Here is a 17,385-nt window from a genome sequence, read left to right as displayed (position 1 = left end):
TCAGGATTTCGAAGGTTTTCTTAAAGAAAGCAGCCATTCGTCAACCTCCTTCGTAAACAGGGGAGCCCCTTCCTCCCGGTTAAGGTGGACCAGGTCGTGGAAGTACTTGGGTGCATAACGGTCCATGAGATCAAGCACGGGAACGTCCGCGGCTTTAAGACGCGCATTCACTTCCTGCTTCATGGCTTCGGCATAGGGAGGCTTTACGTGATCCTGACGGAACGGCATCCACACGACGCGGAGCGGGATTCCTTGCTCCCGGCTGTAACCCAGTATCCATTGGAGCGCGTCCAGGTTGTCCTGCATGTCCTTGAGCGTCATCCAGTTGTAATCCTTCTCGTACCGGGCCCAGCTTTTGGTCATAGCCTCTTCCGTAGCGTATCCGTGATAAAGTTCCTTGTCGATCCAGCGGGGCTCATAAGCTAGACTCCCCTGAAAAGCCAGATTGCGGACCAGTTCCTTGCCCGCATCCAGGAAATCCGCCCGGTACGCGTATACGTACGGCTTGTACCAGGGCTTGTTCCACGGGAACCGGTAGTCGGTTTCCATCTTGTCCAGCAGCGTATGCACATCGATGCCGATCACAAGCTCATCCTTTACGGTGTATAATCCGCGTTGAAGAATTTGCTGCAAATCCGTCAGCTTCCCGTAGGATAAGCCCATTTCGACCAGCTTGGCTGCCGACTTCTCCTCGATATACGCCCCCGTAACGGAGGAATTGCCGTAAAATACAGCTCCGCTGCGCGACCAGTCGTGATGGTAGAGCGTCTTCGTAAAGTCGTCTTTACCGAACCGGCGGCTCGTTTCAAGGGGATTCCACCACATGACGAGAGCTTCAGCGACCACAAAAATAAGAAGCAGCCCCAGGACGAAGCTGTTCTTCTTGAAAAAAGCGAGTATGTTCACACGATCACTCTTTATAGGGATTTTTGTTGCCAAGCATGGTACTGCTCACGGAAAGACGCCGGCCAGTCGGCTTCATTCATGCCGTATTGAGCAAGGAAGGCGAACGCCCAGCGCTCGATGCCGAATCCTACGCAGCCGGTAACGGCGGCACGTTTGCCTACTTTGATGTCGAAGGCGTTGCCGAACGTGTTGCTGTGGAAGTTGACGGAACTGCAGGCGATGGACTTGTCCAGGTACGGAATCGTCAAACGGAGTTCGTATTTCATCTCCTGATTGCGCTGGAAGGACGCTTTTACCTGGAAGTCGTTGGTGAAAAACGGATCGTTCGCAATTTCAAGCAAACTGTCGACTTCCCACTCAACGGCAAGTTCTTTAATGTATTCGATGGATTTCAGACGATTTTCCTTTACGAAATCCGGTTTTCCCACAAAAATAATTTCCCGCATCGAGAAATCGAGCAGTCGGCCGAAATCGGTATGGTTCTTGGACTCGAACCGGTGACACTTCGCGACAGCCGTTACCACGATTCCGTCTCCTTCGAGGGTCTCGCCTTGCAGGCCTTCATAGCAGTGGTAGCACGTGGACGGGTTCATCGTAAATTTAGGCTTCGGCATGGTGGCGTTCAGATCGAGCGGAAGCTCGTCCTTCCAGCCGCCGGTGGCACGGATTGAGTCGGAGAAGGATTCGATCACGTCCAAATCTTCGCGCAGATGCGTGAGGAAGTGGATATGCTCCGGGAAAGAGGTGAAGTGATTCGTTTTGTTCAAAGTCTCCGAGTGAATCACGGCCGGGTAAGACTCTTCCTTCACCTGAAAGCGGTTCGCGATTTTCGTAACGAACGAATAGTCGAGAAAGCGCATGAGAGAGGAGAACGGCTCGCGGAAAATAAACAAGCCCGGCTCCAGTACCTTAATGCTCTTGCTTTCCACGAGTTCGCGGATAATGTCGCCGTTGTATGGGACGGAAACTTCGTTGCGGAAGAGGACGTTTTCTTTAAAACCGAAGTCGCCCTTGGAGAAACGCTCGATAAGACGCTCTACGCGTTCGCGGATCGCTTCGTCGCCGTTCGGGGACGTATGGACGATCCGGAGATGTCCGTCTTCCAGTGAAATTTCCTGAATGTGCTCATCCACGAAAGCGGATGCGTATTTAACCTGTCCGTGCTGGCTTTCGGAAAGCCGCTCCAGCGATATTTTGCATTCCATGGTGTTACCTCCCGGTTTTCGTGGAAATGAATTGGGCGATCTCGCGAACGGTATTCATCGGATACAGCATCAGATCCTGGTTCGTCACTTGAATGCCGTACGTTTGCTCGATATGAGCGATCAGTGCCGTGGCACCCATCGAGTCGATAAAGCCGTAATCGAACAGATGAACATCTACGCCGAAATCGTCGTCGTCTTCTTCAATCTCATAGCGGCTTCTGATGTGTTCTTCCAGCTGCTTCATGATTTCTTCCATAGTCAGTCGGGCCTCCCAGGCAGGAATAGATTGGTGTAAAGAAGGCGTACAGCCGGATGGGCCGTAGGAACGGCAGGCACCGGCTGTACTCGGGAGCGGGACGGCGTTAACTGGCCCCTCCGTTTATTTTTTAAGAGACAGGCTTATGGTCGTCTTGTCTCCGTAACGTGTAAGTGTATACATGCCGGTTGCCGCATCCTGTTCAAGCTTGATATCCGCAGGGTTCCCCGGGATCGTCAGTCCAGACGGGCTGTAGATTTTGATTTGCTGCAGACCGGCCGCCTGCAAATTGAGCTTCCAGGTGCCGCTCTCGCGGGTATCCAGCTCGAACGGCACATTGGCACGGACAATGTGAGCTTCCTCGGCAGGCTTGCCGATATGAAGCTGGGCCTCGCGGGCAAGGCCGAGGTACAGCTTGCCGTTGCGTTCGGTGTATACGTCGGACTTGGCGGCAAGGGAGTAAGGCGCGTATTTCTCGCCTTTTTCCACTACGACGCCCGGCGTATTGGCGTACTCGGCCGCTTGTTTCGGCACGGCGGACGTATCCGCTCCGATCGTGAGAGACAGATGGAGGCCTTTGCCGGAAATCCGGTCTTTCACTTCGTCCATGATATAGTCGGCCCAGGTGCGCTTCACGGTAACCTGCGTTTTCAAGGTAGTCAGGAAGGAACGGGCCATTTGGGTTTCCGTCATAAAGTTATAATCGTACTGATTCCGAATGTCATCGAGGAAGGAAGCGAATTCCTCCAGTTCCCCTACGCGGGCAGGGAAATGATACTCAATGTGTTCGAAGTAATCAATGGGCATATCACGCTTGATATAAGAATCGTAAATATCGACCGTAGAGCTTTCGCCCGTTTTGCGAAGCACCGGAGCCGGCGTATAGATCAGCATAGGCTGATCGCTGCCGCTCTTGTCCTTCGTCAGCAGGAAAGGAAGCCCCCAGATGTAATCCGTACCGAGCCGGGGCTCTGTAGGCGTATGTGACGGCGTAAAACCAAAGTTGAACCAGATTCCCTGCTCGTTCTCGTTGCGGAGCGTCTGAAGCCGGTCCGGGAAGTTGATCCGCCAGGTGTGCTGGTTCGTTCCGGGCATCGTCCAGGGAAGGCCGAGATTCTCGAACGCCTGCTTGTGCAGGGCGATCTCCTTCTTCTCCTGGGCGTCGCTGACGAAATTGTGCACATAAATGTGCGGATACAATTCGAGATGATTCTGCTTCGTATACTGCAGGAACTCCTGCAGTTCCGCCTTATAAGGGAAAGAGGGCGAATCGACCGGAACCGGCGAGCCGAATTCCAGCTGCCCGACGATCAGGTCCACCACGCCGTCGTGGTTCACGTCGTGCCAGACCGGCACGGAGTTGTGCCCGCCGACCAGGGCGTTCGTGCCCATCTGGTTCAGCGTGGCGCCGCCCACGCTTCCCTGGGCGGTGAAGGTTCCGCCGCTTTCCTGGCGGAACACGCGCAGATCCCCCTCGTTGCTGCCGACAACGAGGTCGGCCCGGCCGTCGCCGTCCATGTCACGGACGGACGGTGCGGCGTACTTGGCGCCGACGTCCGCGACTACGGCGCCGGCGGAGAGGCGCAGCGCGCCTGCCTGCGGCGCGCGGTACACCCGGACCTTGCCGTCGGCGTCTCCGACGACCAGGTCCGGGAAGCCTTGGCCGCCGAGGTCTCCCGCGGCGGCGATGGCCGGTCCGGGCACCTTGATGGGCCCGGACGGGTCCTGCAGGGCGGTCGGCGGTGCGAACCGCCCTGCGCCTTGGCCGAGCGCGATTTGCACGGCCCCGGTGGCATCGCTGACGAGAAGGTCGATCTTCCCGTCGGCGTTCCAGTCCACCGCATGCACGGAAGCATGCGGACCGGTCTTGAGCGGCTGGCCGCTGGTCAGCAGCAGCTTCTCCGGCTTGCCGTACACATCCGGCAGCTTGAGGCCGCCCGGCGCGGGATCGCGCTCGTAAGCCTCCGGCTTCGGCCCGAGGTTCGGATACACGTAGACGTATCCGTCGCTGCTGCCGGCGAGAAGGTCTTCCTTCCCGTCCCCGGTGAGGTCCGCGAACGCCGGCACGAGCCGGTGCGGGCCTTCTACGGGATCGGCCAGCGATTTGTAGTCCGGATACTCCGCCAGGCGTATGGCGCCTTCCTCGGACTGCAGATGCATGCCGCTGCTGTAATAAGAAGCGGGCGATTCCCCGCTGAACTGCGGCTTCTCGTTGGATCCGCCGTTCAAGTGGACGGAGACGCTCTCTTTCCACTGCCCCCAATAGAAGGCGGAGCGGACCAGCGAGAAGGACGGGATCTGATTGTACTTCTTCGTCAGCTCCGCCCATTGAATCGCTTCCTTGTCCTTGAACGCCGGCATGGCCTCGAAATGGTTCTGGTAGGACATGGCCGGTCGCCCGTAAGGGCCGAGTACTTTGGTCACGCTGTACCCGAAGGTTTCCTTGGACACGTAAGAGACAAATTCCGTGCGGAACTGGGCGTTGGCCGCCGAAAAAGCGAAGTTGAAGTAGGGCTCCAGCTTCAGATCTTTCTTGTCGAAATAGGCGGTGCCCGGTTTCAGGCTCCGCTGCTGATCGTACTTGGCGGCCAGGCTGCCGAACCCCTGCGCGGGGTCCATGCCGCTTTGAAGATCGTAGCCCGTAATAAAGTACCGGTTAGGCAGGAAGGTGCTGCTCAGAAGCACCGTTCCTTTGCCGACCTTATTGACGGAGACGAGCGCTTGTCCGTTCAGCGTAACCAGCGGCTGCGCCGTTGAAGGATCAAGGCCGTAGCCCCAATAGAAGCCCGGAAGATTGTCCATCGTTTCACGTTTGAAGAAATTATCGCTGAAAAGTTTGATGACTTCCTGCATGCCTTGAGCGTTCACCGGCACGGCCGGATATTGAAACTGCGGTTTGGCCTGCGGCGGCACTATGAGCTGCGTCTGATAAGCTCCCAGAAAATCGGCGGGAAACTTGCTTGCGAACGCATTGTCGAGAAGCAAATGCCCTCCGTTCTGCACATAGTCCTGGAGCTTCTGGATGTATCCGTTGTCGGGTGTGTTTGCGAGCTCCGGATCCGGCACGACCGCATCGTACGATTGAAGCTTGCGGGCCGACAATCCATCCATCGGCTTCCGTTCGAGCTCCAGATTCGCCGCCAGCGACTGCCGGAACTGTTCGAATGCCGCCGTATCATAGCGATCGCCTCCGGTTGCATAAAGCAGACGGACCTGCTCCTTCTTCCCGGTGAGGAAGGCTGCCGCTCCGACTGCCAAAAGAAGGGCGGCTAGGCAAAATACCGCTATGGCGGTTCTTTTTTTCGACAAATTCATCCCTCGATTTTTGTATATGATCCTTGCCATTATAGCACTTCTCCCTCCATTTGTTAACTTTGAGGGCGGCCGCGCCGCGGTTCCGCGCATTCGCCGAATCCGAAAAATTTTGCCGAAAAATAGGTTCATAATTAAAACCCCGGGCGCCGATATATACAAAAGATGAATATCTACCATGCGAAAATTATTCTGACAAATGGAGAGTTGCTATGAGTAACAAGTGGAGTGAGAAAGCAGCCGGAGTCTGGCAGAGCGCGGTCAAAAAGATACAGAACCTTGCGCCTAATAAGTCTGCGGCGGGCGGTCCTTCCGGCCCGGGAGGAACAGGAACTTCGGTTCCTGCGATGAAAGCTGTAGGTACGAAGCTGTTCGTCATCTTTTTTCTCAGTATTCTGGTCGCCGTTCTGGTTGTGGGGACATTATCTTATCAGACTTCCAGCAGCGTAGTGGAAGAAGAAGTATCGAAAGCGGCTCAACAGACCGTAATCCAGACGGGAGAAAAGCTCGATTTTCTTTTCCGGACTTATGAGAAGATGTCGCTGGATATCATGATCGACAAAGCGGTCGGAGCCTCGGTGGATCAGCTTGCACGTCCGAATATTTCCGACTCGGATATCGCCATCGCCCGGATGAATCTCGACAGCAACCTCAAGAAATACTCGCAAACGGACGAGAATCTGGCAGGGATCTACATTATTCCGATGACCGAAAAAGGAGTTTCCACCGGCTACGGCCAAGAGAAGCTCATCCAGGAGAATGCGGCTCTCATCAAAAACGTGAAGGAAGCGGACGGCAAGGCGGTCTGGTTCGATTCCAAAATAAACGGGTATTTTACACAGCTTTCTTTCCCTACTTTCGGTGTAGCCCGTGTAATGAAGAACGATTACGGACATAGCAATTACATGGTCCTGCTGGAGATCAAGACGGATTATCTCTATAATCAGCTTTCCAGCATCCGCGTCGGCCAGACGGGCAGGATCGAAGCGATGAATACAAAGCAGCAGTTGATGGTGACCGAGAAAGCCGACCATATCGGCCAGACGGTAGAGGTTAAACTGGAAGGCGAGCTGCAGGATCAGGGGCGCACGAAGGCGGACGTCAACGGCGAACAGAATCTGGTCGTTTATACAAAAAGCAAACAGACGGGCTGGCTCATTTACGGCTTCGCGCCGCTGGATGAAATCACGGAAAAAGCGAACGGCATTTTCGCGCTGACCGTCTGGGTGGCGATCATTTCCGCCCTGCTTGCGATCGTAGTCGGCTGGCTGATGAGCCGCATGATCGGCAAACCGCTGGTCGAGCTGGGCCATCTGATGAACGAAGGGGAGAAGGGCAACCTGGCGGTACGCACTCTCTTTACCCAGCGTCAGGATGAGATCGGCCAAGTGGGCAAGAGCTTTAACGGCATGATGAGCAAAATCACGGATCTCGTCAATCAGACGAACCGTTCGGCGGACAGCGTGCTCGAAACGGCCCGCGAGCTGACGGACGCTTCGAAGAAAACCGCGCTGTCGGCGCGGGAAATCGCGACGGCTACGGAAGATATCGCCGGAGGGGCGACGAGCCTGGCGGTTGCGGCCGAGAACGGAAACGATCTGACCACTAAAATTTCCGAACAGATGAAATACGTGATCGAGAAAAACATCCGGATGTCTATCGCCACTTCCGAAGTGCAGCAGATGAGTGAGCGAGGCATCGAGCAGATGGATGAGCTGACCCAGAAAACATTGCAGAGCGAACAGATGACCCACTCTCTCGTAGACCGGGTCGATACGCTTAAGCAAAGCACCAGCTCTATCCGTAAAATTCTCGATGTCCTTACGAAAATCACCGCGCAGACGAATATTTTGTCGCTGAACGCGAGTATTGAAGCGGCGCGCGCCGGAGCGGCGGGCAAGGGGTTCATGGTCGTTGCCGGAGAAATCCGCAATCTGGCGGATCAATCCAGAGAGTCGATCGTGAACGTAGCCCATATCACCGAGGAAATTCAGCGCGAGATGGACGCTACGGTAGAAGCGCTGTCGGCCGCATATCCGCTGTTCCGCGAACAGACGGAGTCGGTGAAGGAAGCGAACCAGATGTTCTCTTCCGTTAAAAACGAGATGGACAATCTGCTCATCCAACTGGATGAGGTCTCGACTTCCATCAACGAGTTGAACGAGTCCCAACTGACGCTCGCCGATGCGATGACTAACGTGAGTGCCGTTGCGGAGCAATCTTCCGCGACAAGCGAGGAAGTCGCTTCCCTGAGCAGCGAGCAGCAGAGCGTGAGCGAGGGGCTGGTACACCTGTCCGGGAAGCTGGAGGACGTCTCCAGCCGGTTGAGCGAATCGTTGACGAAGTTCAAGGTGTAGAACCAGATCGGTACATCCATTGAAAAAAAGCCCGGCCGACGCAGTATCCTGCGGTGGCCGGGCTTTTCGTGTATGGAAGCCCCTTACGGGGCGGAACGCAGCCTTTCTCGATTCAGGCTGTATCCCGCTTCATAAGGGGCTTTTTTAGTCAGCTCCCTGCGTCTTATGAGTCTTAGAACTGAACTTTGCTTTCGATGAACGCCTTCAGTTCGCTGATCGGCATCCGGGTTTGTTCCATCGTGTCGCGGTCGCGCACGGTAACTTGGCCGTCCTGTTCGGACTCGAAGTCATACGTAATGCAGAACGGCGTGCCGATTTCATCGTGACGGCGGTAACGCTTGCCGATGGAGCCGGTGTCGTCGTAATCGACCATGAAGCTTTTGGCCAGGTCGGAGAAGATCGCCTGCGCGCCTTCGGACAGCTTCTTCGAAAGCGGGAAGATCGCTGCTTTGAAAGGAGCCAGCGCCGGGTGAAGGTGAAGCACGGTGCGGCTGTCGTCGCCTTCCAGCTTCTGTTCTTCGAAGGCATCGATCAGGAAGGCCAGCGTGACGCGGTCGGCGCCGAGCGAAGGCTCGATGCAGTACGGCACATATTTCTCGTTGCCCGCTTCTTGATCCACATAGTTGAAATCTTCGCCGGAGTGTTCCATATGCTGCTTCAGATCGTAATCGGTGCGGTCGGCGATACCCCAGAGCTCGCCCCAGCCGAACGGGAAGCGGTACTCGATATCCGTTGTGGCGTTGCTGTAATGGGACAGCTCGTCATCGGAGTGGTCGCGGAGACGGATGCTGTCTTCTTTCACGCCGAGATTCAAGAGCCAGTCGCGGCAGTATGCGCGCCAGTATTCGAACCATTTCATGTCCTCGCCCGGTTTGCAGAAAAATTCAAGCTCCATCTGTTCAAACTCGCGCGTGCGGAAGGTGAAGTTGCCCGGCGTGATTTCGTTCCGGAAGCTTTTGCCGATCTGGCCGATGCCGAACGGAAGCTTTTTGCGCATCGTGCGCTGTACGTTCTTGAAATTCACGAAAATACCCTGCGCGGTTTCCGGACGCATGTAAACGACGTTGGAGCTGGACTCCGTTACGCCCTGGAACGTTTTGAACATCAGGTTGAACTGGCGGATGTCCGTGAAGTCGCGGCTGCCGCAATCGGGACAGGCGATTTCGTGTTCGTCCATCAGTGCTTTCATCTGATCGAAGGACAAGCCGTCCACAACGAGCTCGATGCCTTTCGCATCCAAAGCGTTTTCGATAATTTTATCCGCGCGGTGGCGGGCTTTGCACTGTTTGCAGTCGATCATCGGATCGTTGAAGTTGCCGACGTGGCCGGATGCGACCCAAGCTTGCGGGTTCATCAGGATAGCGGCGTCCAGCCCGACGTTATACGGAGACTCCTGGACGAATTTTTTCCACCAAGCGCGTTTTACGTTGTTCTTCAGTTCTACGCCGAGGGGACCGTAATCCCACGTGTTGGCCAGGCCTCCGTAAATTTCGGAACCCGGGAAAATAAAACCTCTGTGTTTGGCCAGAGCTACGATCTGATCCATGTTGACGCTCATTTTTGTTCGCTCCTTTGCGTATTTCGGGAATGGGTTAAAACATGATGCAAGCCAAATCGCCTGATCGCTGCCCGGGTCATGGGAATTTCCGTCTGAGCAGACTCCGCAGATTCGTACGGAGCCTTCCGCCGCCCAATCGAAAAAGCCCCCAATCCCACAGGCATCCGATATGCCTAGGGACGAGAGCTTGAGCACCCGCGGTTCCACCCTAGTTGATGCTCCGCCCGGATATCCGCCGTTCCCCGTCATTCCGTACCCGTCCGGCACTCGCTCATCGGACAAAGGATCGGATTGCGGTGAATGGCGCCTGGCTGGCGCATCCCCTTTCTTTCCGCACGCGGCTCCGGACTGCCGTTTCGCTGGTTCCTTGCCCGGGCTTCCACCATTCCCGGATCGCTGATTCGAAGGAAATTCAGGTACTATTGGTCCTTCACGGCCGCATCGTATGCAGTTGGGAATAGTTTACCTAAGTTGCGTCAAAAAATCAATGCGGAAGCCGCGCGGCCGGGACTCAAAATATTTTTTATGGAAAAGGAAGGAAATAAATATTGAGAGTCGAACTGTTTAGGTGTTAAGAGAACTGCGGTGATAAAACTGACCCGGACGCATGCATCCGCAGATGCACATTTTGCAGCCTGTAAAGTTAAAGCCATTTAACTTTTGCAGAGACTCGGAGGAGGAGATAAACGACAAAACGACAGGCTGACGAGCGAGATACCAACGACAGTCAAGGAGACGGCTGTGCCCGAATGGGCTAAACGGGATGTCCCGGAAAGTTTCCTAATTATGAAGGGAGAGAATTAACGGATGAATGGACAAGCAAAAAGAGGATTAGCGTTTCTTCTGGTCGTCCTGCTGCTGCTCGTATCCTTGCCGCTGAGCGCTTTGGGCGCATCGGAATGGGCACCGGGAACGGCATATAAGAAAGGCGACGTCGTCAGTTACAGCGGATCGCTTTATGAATGTGTGCAGGCGCACACGGCACTACAGGGCTGGGAGCCGCCGAACGTACCGGCGCTTTGGAAGAAGTCGACAGCCGTTCCGGACACGCAAGCGCCAACAGCGCCCACGGGTTTGACGGCGGGTACCGTAACGGGGAATTCCGTCGCGCTCAGTTGGACGGCTTCTACCGATAACGTTGGTGTAAGCGGTTACGAAGTGTATAACGGCACGGCACTCGCCGGAACTTCCACCACGACTGCGTATACGGTAACCGGCCTGCAGCCGAATACGTCCTACACGTTTACCGTGAAGGCGAAAGACGCTGCCGGCAACGTATCCGCGGCCAGTGCGGCGGTAACCGTTAAGACGGCTGCCCCTGATACTCAGGCACCGACTGCTCCGACTAATGTGACAGTCGGAAATGTAACCGCTAACAGCGTAGCGCTCAGCTGGACGGCTTCTACCGATAACGTCGGCGTAGCCGGCTACGACGTGTACAACGGCACCGCTCTCGCGGGTTCGACGTCCTTGACAAGCTACACGGTGACGGGCCTTCAGGCGAATACAGCGTACACGTTCACCGTGAAAGCCAAAGATGCGGCGGGCAATGTGTCTCCCGCAAGCGCGGCGGTAACGGGAACGACGACGAACCAGCCGGCCGGAAACAACGAGATTATCGCCTACTTCCCTAGCTGGACTTCGTACAATACGCCGGCTTTTACACCGGCGAATGTCGACGCAACGAAAATATCCGCGATCAACTACGCGTTCCTGGATATTTGCTGGAACGGCAGACACGGCAACCCTTCCAATGATCCGGAGAATCCGAATGCCCAAACCTGGCCGTGCCAGAACGGCAACGGTTCCGCGAACAACGCACCGAACGGGTCCATCGTACTGGGCGATCCTTTTGTCGATGACGTCGGCGAAGGCGGCGGCTACGAGAACCTGAAAAAACTGGCTCAGCTGAAAACGAAAAATCCAAAGCTGAAACTGTTCTTCTCCATCGGCGGATGGACTTGGTCCAACCAGTTCTCCAACACGGCCGCGGATGCGACAGCCCGCCAAAATTTTGCCACTTCGGCTGTTTCTCTGCTCCGCCAGTACAATTTTGACGGTATTGATATCGATTGGGAATATCCGAACGCCATCGGCGTACCATGCGCTTCCGGTCAAACCTGCCAGCGCGCGGCGGATAAAGCCAACTACATCCTGCTGCTGCAAACTCTGCGCCAGCAACTGGACACGGCCGGACAGAAGGACGGCAAGCAGTACTATATCACGATCGCGTCCGGAGCTAACTCCACTTTCGTGGCGGATGCGGGCGGCACTTCGAACTGGATCACCCAAGCTGCGAACTATCTGGACTGGATCAATATCATGACTTACGATTTCCACGGTCCTTGGGATTCTTCCAGCAATCACGTAGCACCGCTTTACAACGATCCGAGCGATCCGGCGGGCACTCCGCAGTTTAATGTGGATTCCGCTGTCAAAATCTATCTGAACAAAGGCGTGCCGGCTAGTAAAATCACGGTAGGCGAACCGTTCTACGGCTACGGCTGGAACGGCTGCAGCGCGGGAGCCAAAGGCGACGGCCTGTATCAAAGCTGCTCCGGCTCCTCCAACACGGGTTCGGACGGCTCCACGTTCAACTTTTCGTACCTGCAGAACAAAGGCTATCTGACGAAAGATGCAAGCGGAAAATATACAGTGGGCGGCCTGGGCTTCACGCGTTACTGGAACGACGTGACCAAGACTCCTTACTTGTACAACCCGACGAGCAAAATTTTCATCACTTACGAGGACGAGGCTTCGATTCACGCGAAGAACGAATATGCGAAGTCCAAAGGGCTGCGCGGCGTCATGTTCTGGGAGCTGGAAGCCGACAGCAACAAAACGCTGCAAACGGTCGTTTCCAACGATCTGCCTCACTAAGCACTTATTCATTTGGCGATTCTTAATTAGGAAGAAAAGCGGGCGCTGTCTTAGGACGGCGCTCTTTTTCTATGGAAAAGGGACGATTGGGACGAAGGGTTCCCTTTCTTGCTTTTCTTATAAAATGCATTGAAATTGGCCATTTTTAGAAGAGAGCGGTCTCTAAGTGTCAGGCTGCGAGGTCTCATACAGGGCAAATTCGCCCGGAATGCTTGTTTTTTCGATCTGGTGACAAAAAAAGGACGCCGCGGGGGCTTTTGCGGGTTGCGGGCGAACATTCACAAAGGTACACTAGTTATGTTACCTGATTTGCACAATGAAAGGATATGAATCATGCGATCTTTACGCAGAGAAGATATAGAGCTTCTGGCTCCTGCCGGCGACTGGGATTGTCTGCGGGCGGCCGTAGCGAACGGCGCCAATGCGATTTTTTTCGGGGTTGAGAAATTCAACGCCCGCGCACGCGCGCACAATTTCAAGATGGATGAATTGTCCGACATTATGTCGTTTCTACATTTATATGGCGTCAAAGGGTTCCTAACGTTCAATATTCTCGTGTTTGAGGACGAGCTTCGCGATGCGAAAGAACTCATCGAGGCTTGTGTGGATGCGGGTGTGGACGCGGTAATCGTACAGGATCTGGGCCTTGTCAAAATGATCCGCGACATCTCCCCGGATTTCCCGATCCACGGATCGACGCAGATGACCATTACTTCGCCGGAAGCGGTGGAGTTTACAAAACCGTTCGAGATCGAACGTGTCGTGCTCGGACGCGAAAACAACTTGAAGCAGATCAAAACGATCGGCGACCAGGCGAAGCTTCCGATGGAAGTTTTCGTGCACGGCGCGCTGTGCGTTTCCTATTCGGGACAATGCCTGACATCCGAAATGTGGGGCGGACGCTCCGCAAACCGCGGGGAATGCGCCCAGGCCTGCCGTCTGCCGTATGACCTGATCGTCGACGGTGAGCCTAAACCGATGGGAGACGTAGCTTACCTGCTGTCGCCTAAGGATTTGGCCGCTATCGAGCTGGTTCCGCAGCTTATCGAAGCGGGTGTCACCTCGTTCAAGATCGAAGGACGTCTGAAAAGTCCGGAGTACGTGGCCAACGTCGTGAGCAAGTATCGCCGGGCTATCGACGCGTATTTCGACGGGAAGGATGCGAAGCCGTCCAAGGAAGATGTCCGTGAGCTCCAGCAGAGCTTCTCGCGCGGATTTACGAGCGGGTTCCTCGAAGGAACGAACAACAAGAAGCTCGTGGACGGCACGTTCCCGAAGAGCCGCGGCGTATTCCTCGGCCGCGTGAAGCAGGTTCTGCGCGATGCGGTCATATGTGAGATTGAGGCGCCGCTCAAACGCGGAGACGGGATCGTGTTCGATGCGGGCGACCCGACGAAGAAGGAAGAGGGCGGCCGCGTGTACGACTTGCGCCGCAAAGGCGTCAAGATGGAAGGCGAAGCCGAGGGCGGCCTGATCGAAATCGTGCCGGGGCGCAACGATGTGGATCTGGGACGCGTCCGCGTCGGAGACCGGATCTGGAAGACGAGCGATCCGGCGCTCGACAAGCGCTTGCGTCAAACGTACGAAACGGAGAAGCCGTACCGTACGTTCCCGGTTCACGTGCGCGTCACCGGGGCGGCAGGCCAGCCGCTGAAGAGCTGGTGGAGCGATCCATCCTCGAACCACAGTGTGTTCGTGGAAAGCGAAGCGCTGCTGGAAGCGGCCTTGAAGCGCCCTCTCGGCGAAGAGGTGCTGGGGGAGCAGCTGGGACGTCTCGGCGGCACGATCTTCGAGCTGGCCGGACTGGACGTCCAGCTTAGCGGCGACGTGATCGTCCCGATGCGCGAGCTGAACGCCCTGCGCCGCCGCGCCGTGGAGCTGCTCGAAGCCGAGCGCCAGAAGCCGCGCCGGTACATGAAGCGCGAGGTCGACGCTTACGCCGACGAGCAGCTGCTGCAGGCACCGGTGAGCGCCGAAGAGCGCCGGGCAAGTGGCCGGGCGGATGCGGCCGGCCGGCAGGAGTCTGCGGAAGCGGCTCCGGCGCACACGCCTGACGCGGCGGGCAAGTCCGCAGACGGCACCGGAGCCGCCGCTGGCGGAGAGGCAGCGCAGCCTTACGGCGTGCGCTTGACCGCACTCTGCCGCGGCATCGAGCAGGTGCTTGCGGCCGTCGAAACCGACGTTGATATGATCTACGCCGATTTCGAGTTCATCAAGCAGTTCCCGGCCGCCGTGGAGGCCGCTCATGCCGCGGGCAAGAAGATTGCGCTGGCGACTCCGCGCATTCATATGCCGGGCGAGACCGGCTACTTCCGCAATATTTTGAAATTGCGGCCGGATGCGGTGCTGATCCGGAACACCGGCGCGATGTACTTCTTCATGAAGTATCGCGCGGAGAACCCGGAGGAGTACCAGCCGGAGCTGATCGGCGATTTCTCGCTGAACATCGCCAACCATAAGACGGCTTCGCTCTTCGTAGATGCGGGATGCTCCATGGTCACTCCGTCGTACGATCTGAATATCCAGCAGATGGTGGATATGCTGTCGCGCACGGATACGTCGAAGATGGAGATGGTGATCCAGCAGCATATGCCGATGTTCCATACGGAGCACTGCGTGTACTGCACGTTTATGAGCGAAGGCACCGACTTCACGAACTGCGGGCGTCCTTGCGAAGATCACCGCGCCTCGCTGCAGGACCGGATCGGCATGTCCCATCCGGTTCGCGTGGATGAAGGCTGCCGCAACACGGTCTACAATGCCATTGAGCAGTCCGGTGCCGAGTACTTGAACCACTTCCTTGAGCTAGGCGTACGCTCCTACCGCGTCGAGTTCCTGGAGGAATCGCCGGAGAAGGTCAAGGAAGTGCTGGACCTGTACCGCCGTGCGATCCGCGGCAACATTACCGGCACGCAGGTATGGAAGACGCTCAAAGCGACTAATCAGCTCGGCGTTACCCGCGGTCAGCTTGTTAAATGGGGCCGCGTGGATACGATGGAATAAAGCAACGGATCGGAACAAAGAAAGGCCTGCCGGCAAACCGGCGGGCCTTTTTTGATTTATTATGATGCCGTTACTTGATACGAATGCGGTAAGGTTCTCTTAGAGGATTCGGCCATTCATGCAGGGTTGTGGTCAATATACCACCATTGTCTTTCTTGGGAATCGTAAAAGATTCGAAGGATTCGTTGGATTCGGGCTCTTCTCTGAAAGTCCTGCTTGAAGTATGGTTTGATACTTCGACAGTGTTTCCGTGCGCATCTTTCCAGTCGCTCCAGGTCGTGTAGTTCATTTTGTCCCAGGAGGAATCCAGCCCGCTTAATTTAAGGGACACGGCGTAGCTGTCGCCCATGTCGGTTAGCTTCACAAGCTGAAGCCGATTGTCGGGAGATATGATCTGTTCGTTCGCCACATCCAGCTTCACGGTCAATTGGTCTTTGTCCAGAGCGGTTACCAGGCTGCCTTCCAAATACAGTTCCTTCGGTTGGGTGAAGTAGGAGCTTTCGAAGGTGAGTATCTTTTTGTTCTCGCTATTGTTGGATGCGCCCCAACTCGAAAGACGTTCCCCTTTTTCGGTGACCAAATGAATGTCGCGCAGCCCGAAAAGCTGCTTGGTGTTGCTTTCCTCGTACGAAACGTCGAGTAAAATGCGGGTCGGATAAAGTTTGGCTTCATTAAACTTGACCGTTTGACCCTGGATCACGACGCTTTTGCCGATCGGAATGGTTTCCGCCCGGTTCATGAACAGCTCCCGGTCAAGCTTGAACGGCACTTTCCAGACCGGTCCGTCATCTCCGGCAAGCTTCACCTCGAAAATAAAATCGTCCGGGATCGGGGTCCCCTCTACGAGCATGGCATCCAAATAGTCACTGCCCGAAGTTACAGGTTCGGCCGGGACAGGCGAGTGCTGAAAACCGATAACAGCCGGCATGTAGCTCCCGTCAGCAGGGTGCAGTTTCACCTCAGGGCCGCTTTTCCTTGTAGAGTGATCTCTGTTCCAGGAATAAAACACGACGATTCGCGATTCATCGGCGATGACGCCGTTGAGCGTGACGGTTTCTCCGTTTTGCGTGTGGGATATGTTAATCGGTTGGAAAAATTCGTTGTCGACCGCTCGCGCCAACCCTTTATCCTGGGTGCCCATTATCCGGACGAAAATCTCCATACCCGGAATTTGACGAATCGCAGCGGCGAAGGCGGGAGACACATGGATCATGGTTCCAAATACCGACACCAGCAAGACAAGGGAAGCCGCAGCGGTTAAGAACGTCCGGTTACGACGCCGCCGCAACGCCTTTGCTCTCTGAATGCCTTGCGCTATAGCCAAATCCGCCTCGGCGGGTATTTCCCCGTCTGTGGTTCCGCGCAGTTCTTTTTGCAGCCAATCCTGCTCATCCATAGGCTTCGTCCTCCCTTCCCAGAATTGATTTTAACTGGTCGAGCGCCTTGCGCGCCCTGGTTTTGATCGTGCTTTCCGGCATTTGCAGCAAGGAAGCGATCTGAGGGTATGTCCAGTCCTCCATATATTTGAGAATGATGAGTTGTTTTTCGGAAGGCTGCAGGCGATCCAGAGCCATATATAAATCCAGGTTGTCGGGCTTCGGGCCGGAAACTTCTTTCACTGCCGTGTAATCCGGATAAACGGGACGGTTTCGGCGCTTCCGTTCATCGGCGCAATAATTCAATAGAATACGGGTGACCCAGGTGGAAAACAGCGTGTGATCGTTCAGCTTGCGAATATTACGGTAAGCGCGGAAGGCCGTTTCCTGCAGGGCATCCAGCGCGTCCGGCCGGCTGTGAAGATAGGCGTAGGCGATCCGGTACAGCCTTGCTTTTTCCTCATCCATAAGCCGGGTAAAAGCCTGATCGTCCCCGTTTCGTGCCGCCCGGACCAGCATTTCGGTGTCCAGA

The 17,385-nt window shown here is 55.8% G+C and carries 11 protein-coding genes; 4 read left to right on the top strand and 7 right to left on the bottom strand.

Annotated elements, in window-relative coordinates; genetic code table 11:
• The 4 genes from PCH01S_RS23540 to PCH01S_RS23525 all read right to left on the bottom strand — a co-directional run bounded on the left by PCH01S_RS23540 (window position 1) and on the right by PCH01S_RS23525 (window position 5,712).
• Window positions 1-906, bottom strand: coding sequence for a hypothetical protein (locus PCH01S_RS23540; RefSeq protein WP_042233726.1), 906 nt, complete (start codon window positions 904-906; stop codon window positions 1-3).
• Window positions 907-917: 11 nt separating this feature from the next.
• Window positions 918-2,111, bottom strand: a complete 1,194-nt coding sequence (locus PCH01S_RS23535) for a class-II aminoacyl-tRNA synthetase family protein (protein WP_042233724.1) — start codon at window positions 2,109-2,111, stop codon at window positions 918-920.
• 4 nt (window positions 2,112-2,115) lie between these two features.
• Window positions 2,116-2,367, bottom strand: a complete 252-nt coding sequence (locus tag PCH01S_RS23530; protein WP_042233722.1) for an acyl carrier protein — start codon at window positions 2,365-2,367, stop codon at window positions 2,116-2,118.
• A 123-nt stretch (window positions 2,368-2,490) separates the two neighbouring features.
• Window positions 2,491-5,712 (bottom strand): FG-GAP repeat domain-containing protein, encoded by a 3,222-nt coding sequence (locus tag PCH01S_RS23525; RefSeq protein WP_042233720.1) that lies wholly within the window; start codon window positions 5,710-5,712, stop codon window positions 2,491-2,493.
• 179 nt (window positions 5,713-5,891) lie between these two features.
• Here PCH01S_RS23525 and PCH01S_RS23520 point away from each other — a divergent pair, with 179 nt between their 5' ends.
• Complete coding sequence (locus PCH01S_RS23520) at window positions 5,892-8,036, top strand: methyl-accepting chemotaxis protein (RefSeq protein WP_042233717.1); 2,145 nt, start codon at window positions 5,892-5,894, stop codon at window positions 8,034-8,036.
• A gap of 172 nt (window positions 8,037-8,208) precedes the next feature.
• On the opposite strand, the gene PCH01S_RS23515 is transcribed toward PCH01S_RS23520, so the two are convergent.
• Entirely contained in the window at window positions 8,209-9,594 is a 1,386-nt protein-coding gene (locus PCH01S_RS23515) for a glycine--tRNA ligase (RefSeq protein WP_042233715.1), read from the bottom strand.
• 300 nt (window positions 9,595-9,894) lie between these two features.
• Between PCH01S_RS23515 and PCH01S_RS30660 the strand changes: the two genes are divergently transcribed.
• From PCH01S_RS30660 to PCH01S_RS23505, 3 genes are all read left to right on the top strand, one after another.
• Window positions 9,895-10,146: a hypothetical protein gene (locus PCH01S_RS30660; RefSeq protein ID WP_129112447.1), complete on the top strand. Its 252-nt coding sequence runs from the start codon at window positions 9,895-9,897 to the stop codon at window positions 10,144-10,146.
• Window positions 10,147-10,401: 255 nt separating this feature from the next.
• Entirely contained in the window at window positions 10,402-12,474 is a 2,073-nt protein-coding gene (locus tag PCH01S_RS23510; RefSeq protein WP_042233712.1) for a glycosyl hydrolase family 18 protein, read from the top strand.
• A 333-nt stretch (window positions 12,475-12,807) separates the two neighbouring features.
• The gene (locus tag PCH01S_RS23505) at window positions 12,808-15,477 is read left to right on the top strand and encodes a U32 family peptidase (protein WP_042233710.1); all 2,670 of its coding nucleotides are present in this window, start codon (window positions 12,808-12,810) and stop codon (window positions 15,475-15,477) included.
• Between the two features lie 70 nt (window positions 15,478-15,547).
• Here the strand turns inward: PCH01S_RS23505 and PCH01S_RS23500 are convergent, their stop codons facing one another.
• Together PCH01S_RS23500 and PCH01S_RS23495 are read right to left on the bottom strand one after the other, a co-directional pair.
• Window positions 15,548-16,873 carry a DUF4179 domain-containing protein gene (locus PCH01S_RS23500; RefSeq protein ID WP_042233708.1) on the bottom strand — a complete coding sequence of 442 codons (1,326 nt, stop codon included), beginning with the start codon at window positions 16,871-16,873 and terminating at the stop codon, window positions 15,548-15,550.
• The gene (locus tag PCH01S_RS23495) at window positions 16,866-17,372 is read right to left on the bottom strand and encodes a sigma-70 family RNA polymerase sigma factor (protein ID WP_241688779.1); all 507 of its coding nucleotides are present in this window, start codon (window positions 17,370-17,372) and stop codon (window positions 16,866-16,868) included. The genes PCH01S_RS23500 and PCH01S_RS23495 overlap by 8 nt, the downstream gene beginning before the upstream one ends.
• Window positions 17,373-17,385: the final 13 nt, after the last annotated feature.

It is taken from the genome of Paenibacillus chitinolyticus NBRC 15660, assembly GCF_000739915.1.
Classification (GTDB): domain Bacteria; phylum Bacillota; class Bacilli; order Paenibacillales; family NBRC-103111; genus Paenibacillus_F; species Paenibacillus_F chitinolyticus.
The sequence above is the reverse complement of the archived record's forward strand: the minus strand, read 5'-3'. Positions and strand labels throughout refer to the sequence as shown.

Bases quoted from the DNA above. Each gene is read 5' to 3' on its own strand.
- PCH01S_RS23535 (WP_042233724.1), bottom strand. From the start codon at position 2,111: ATGGAATGCAAAATATCGCTGGAGCGGCTTTCCGAAAGCCAGCACGGA.
- PCH01S_RS23530 (WP_042233722.1), bottom strand. From the start codon at position 2,367: ATGGAAGAAATCATGAAGCAGCTGGAAGAACACATCAGAAGCCGCTAT.
- PCH01S_RS23525 (WP_042233720.1), bottom strand. From the start codon at position 5,712: ATGGCAAGGATCATATACAAAAATCGAGGGATGAATTTGTCGAAAAAA.
- PCH01S_RS23520 (WP_042233717.1), top strand. From the start codon at position 5,892: ATGAGTAACAAGTGGAGTGAGAAAGCAGCCGGAGTCTGGCAGAGCGCG.
- PCH01S_RS23515 (WP_042233715.1), bottom strand. From the start codon at position 9,594: ATGAGCGTCAACATGGATCAGATCGTAGCTCTGGCCAAACACAGAGGT.
- PCH01S_RS30660 (WP_129112447.1), top strand. From the start codon at position 9,895: ATGGCGCCTGGCTGGCGCATCCCCTTTCTTTCCGCACGCGGCTCCGGA.
- PCH01S_RS23510 (WP_042233712.1), top strand. From the start codon at position 10,402: ATGAATGGACAAGCAAAAAGAGGATTAGCGTTTCTTCTGGTCGTCCTG.
- PCH01S_RS23505 (WP_042233710.1), top strand. From the start codon at position 12,808: ATGCGATCTTTACGCAGAGAAGATATAGAGCTTCTGGCTCCTGCCGGC.
- PCH01S_RS23500 (WP_042233708.1), bottom strand. From the start codon at position 16,873: ATGGATGAGCAGGATTGGCTGCAAAAAGAACTGCGCGGAACCACAGAC.
- PCH01S_RS23495 (WP_241688779.1), bottom strand. From the start codon at position 17,372: ATGCTGGTCCGGGCGGCACGAAACGGGGACGATCAGGCTTTTACCCGG.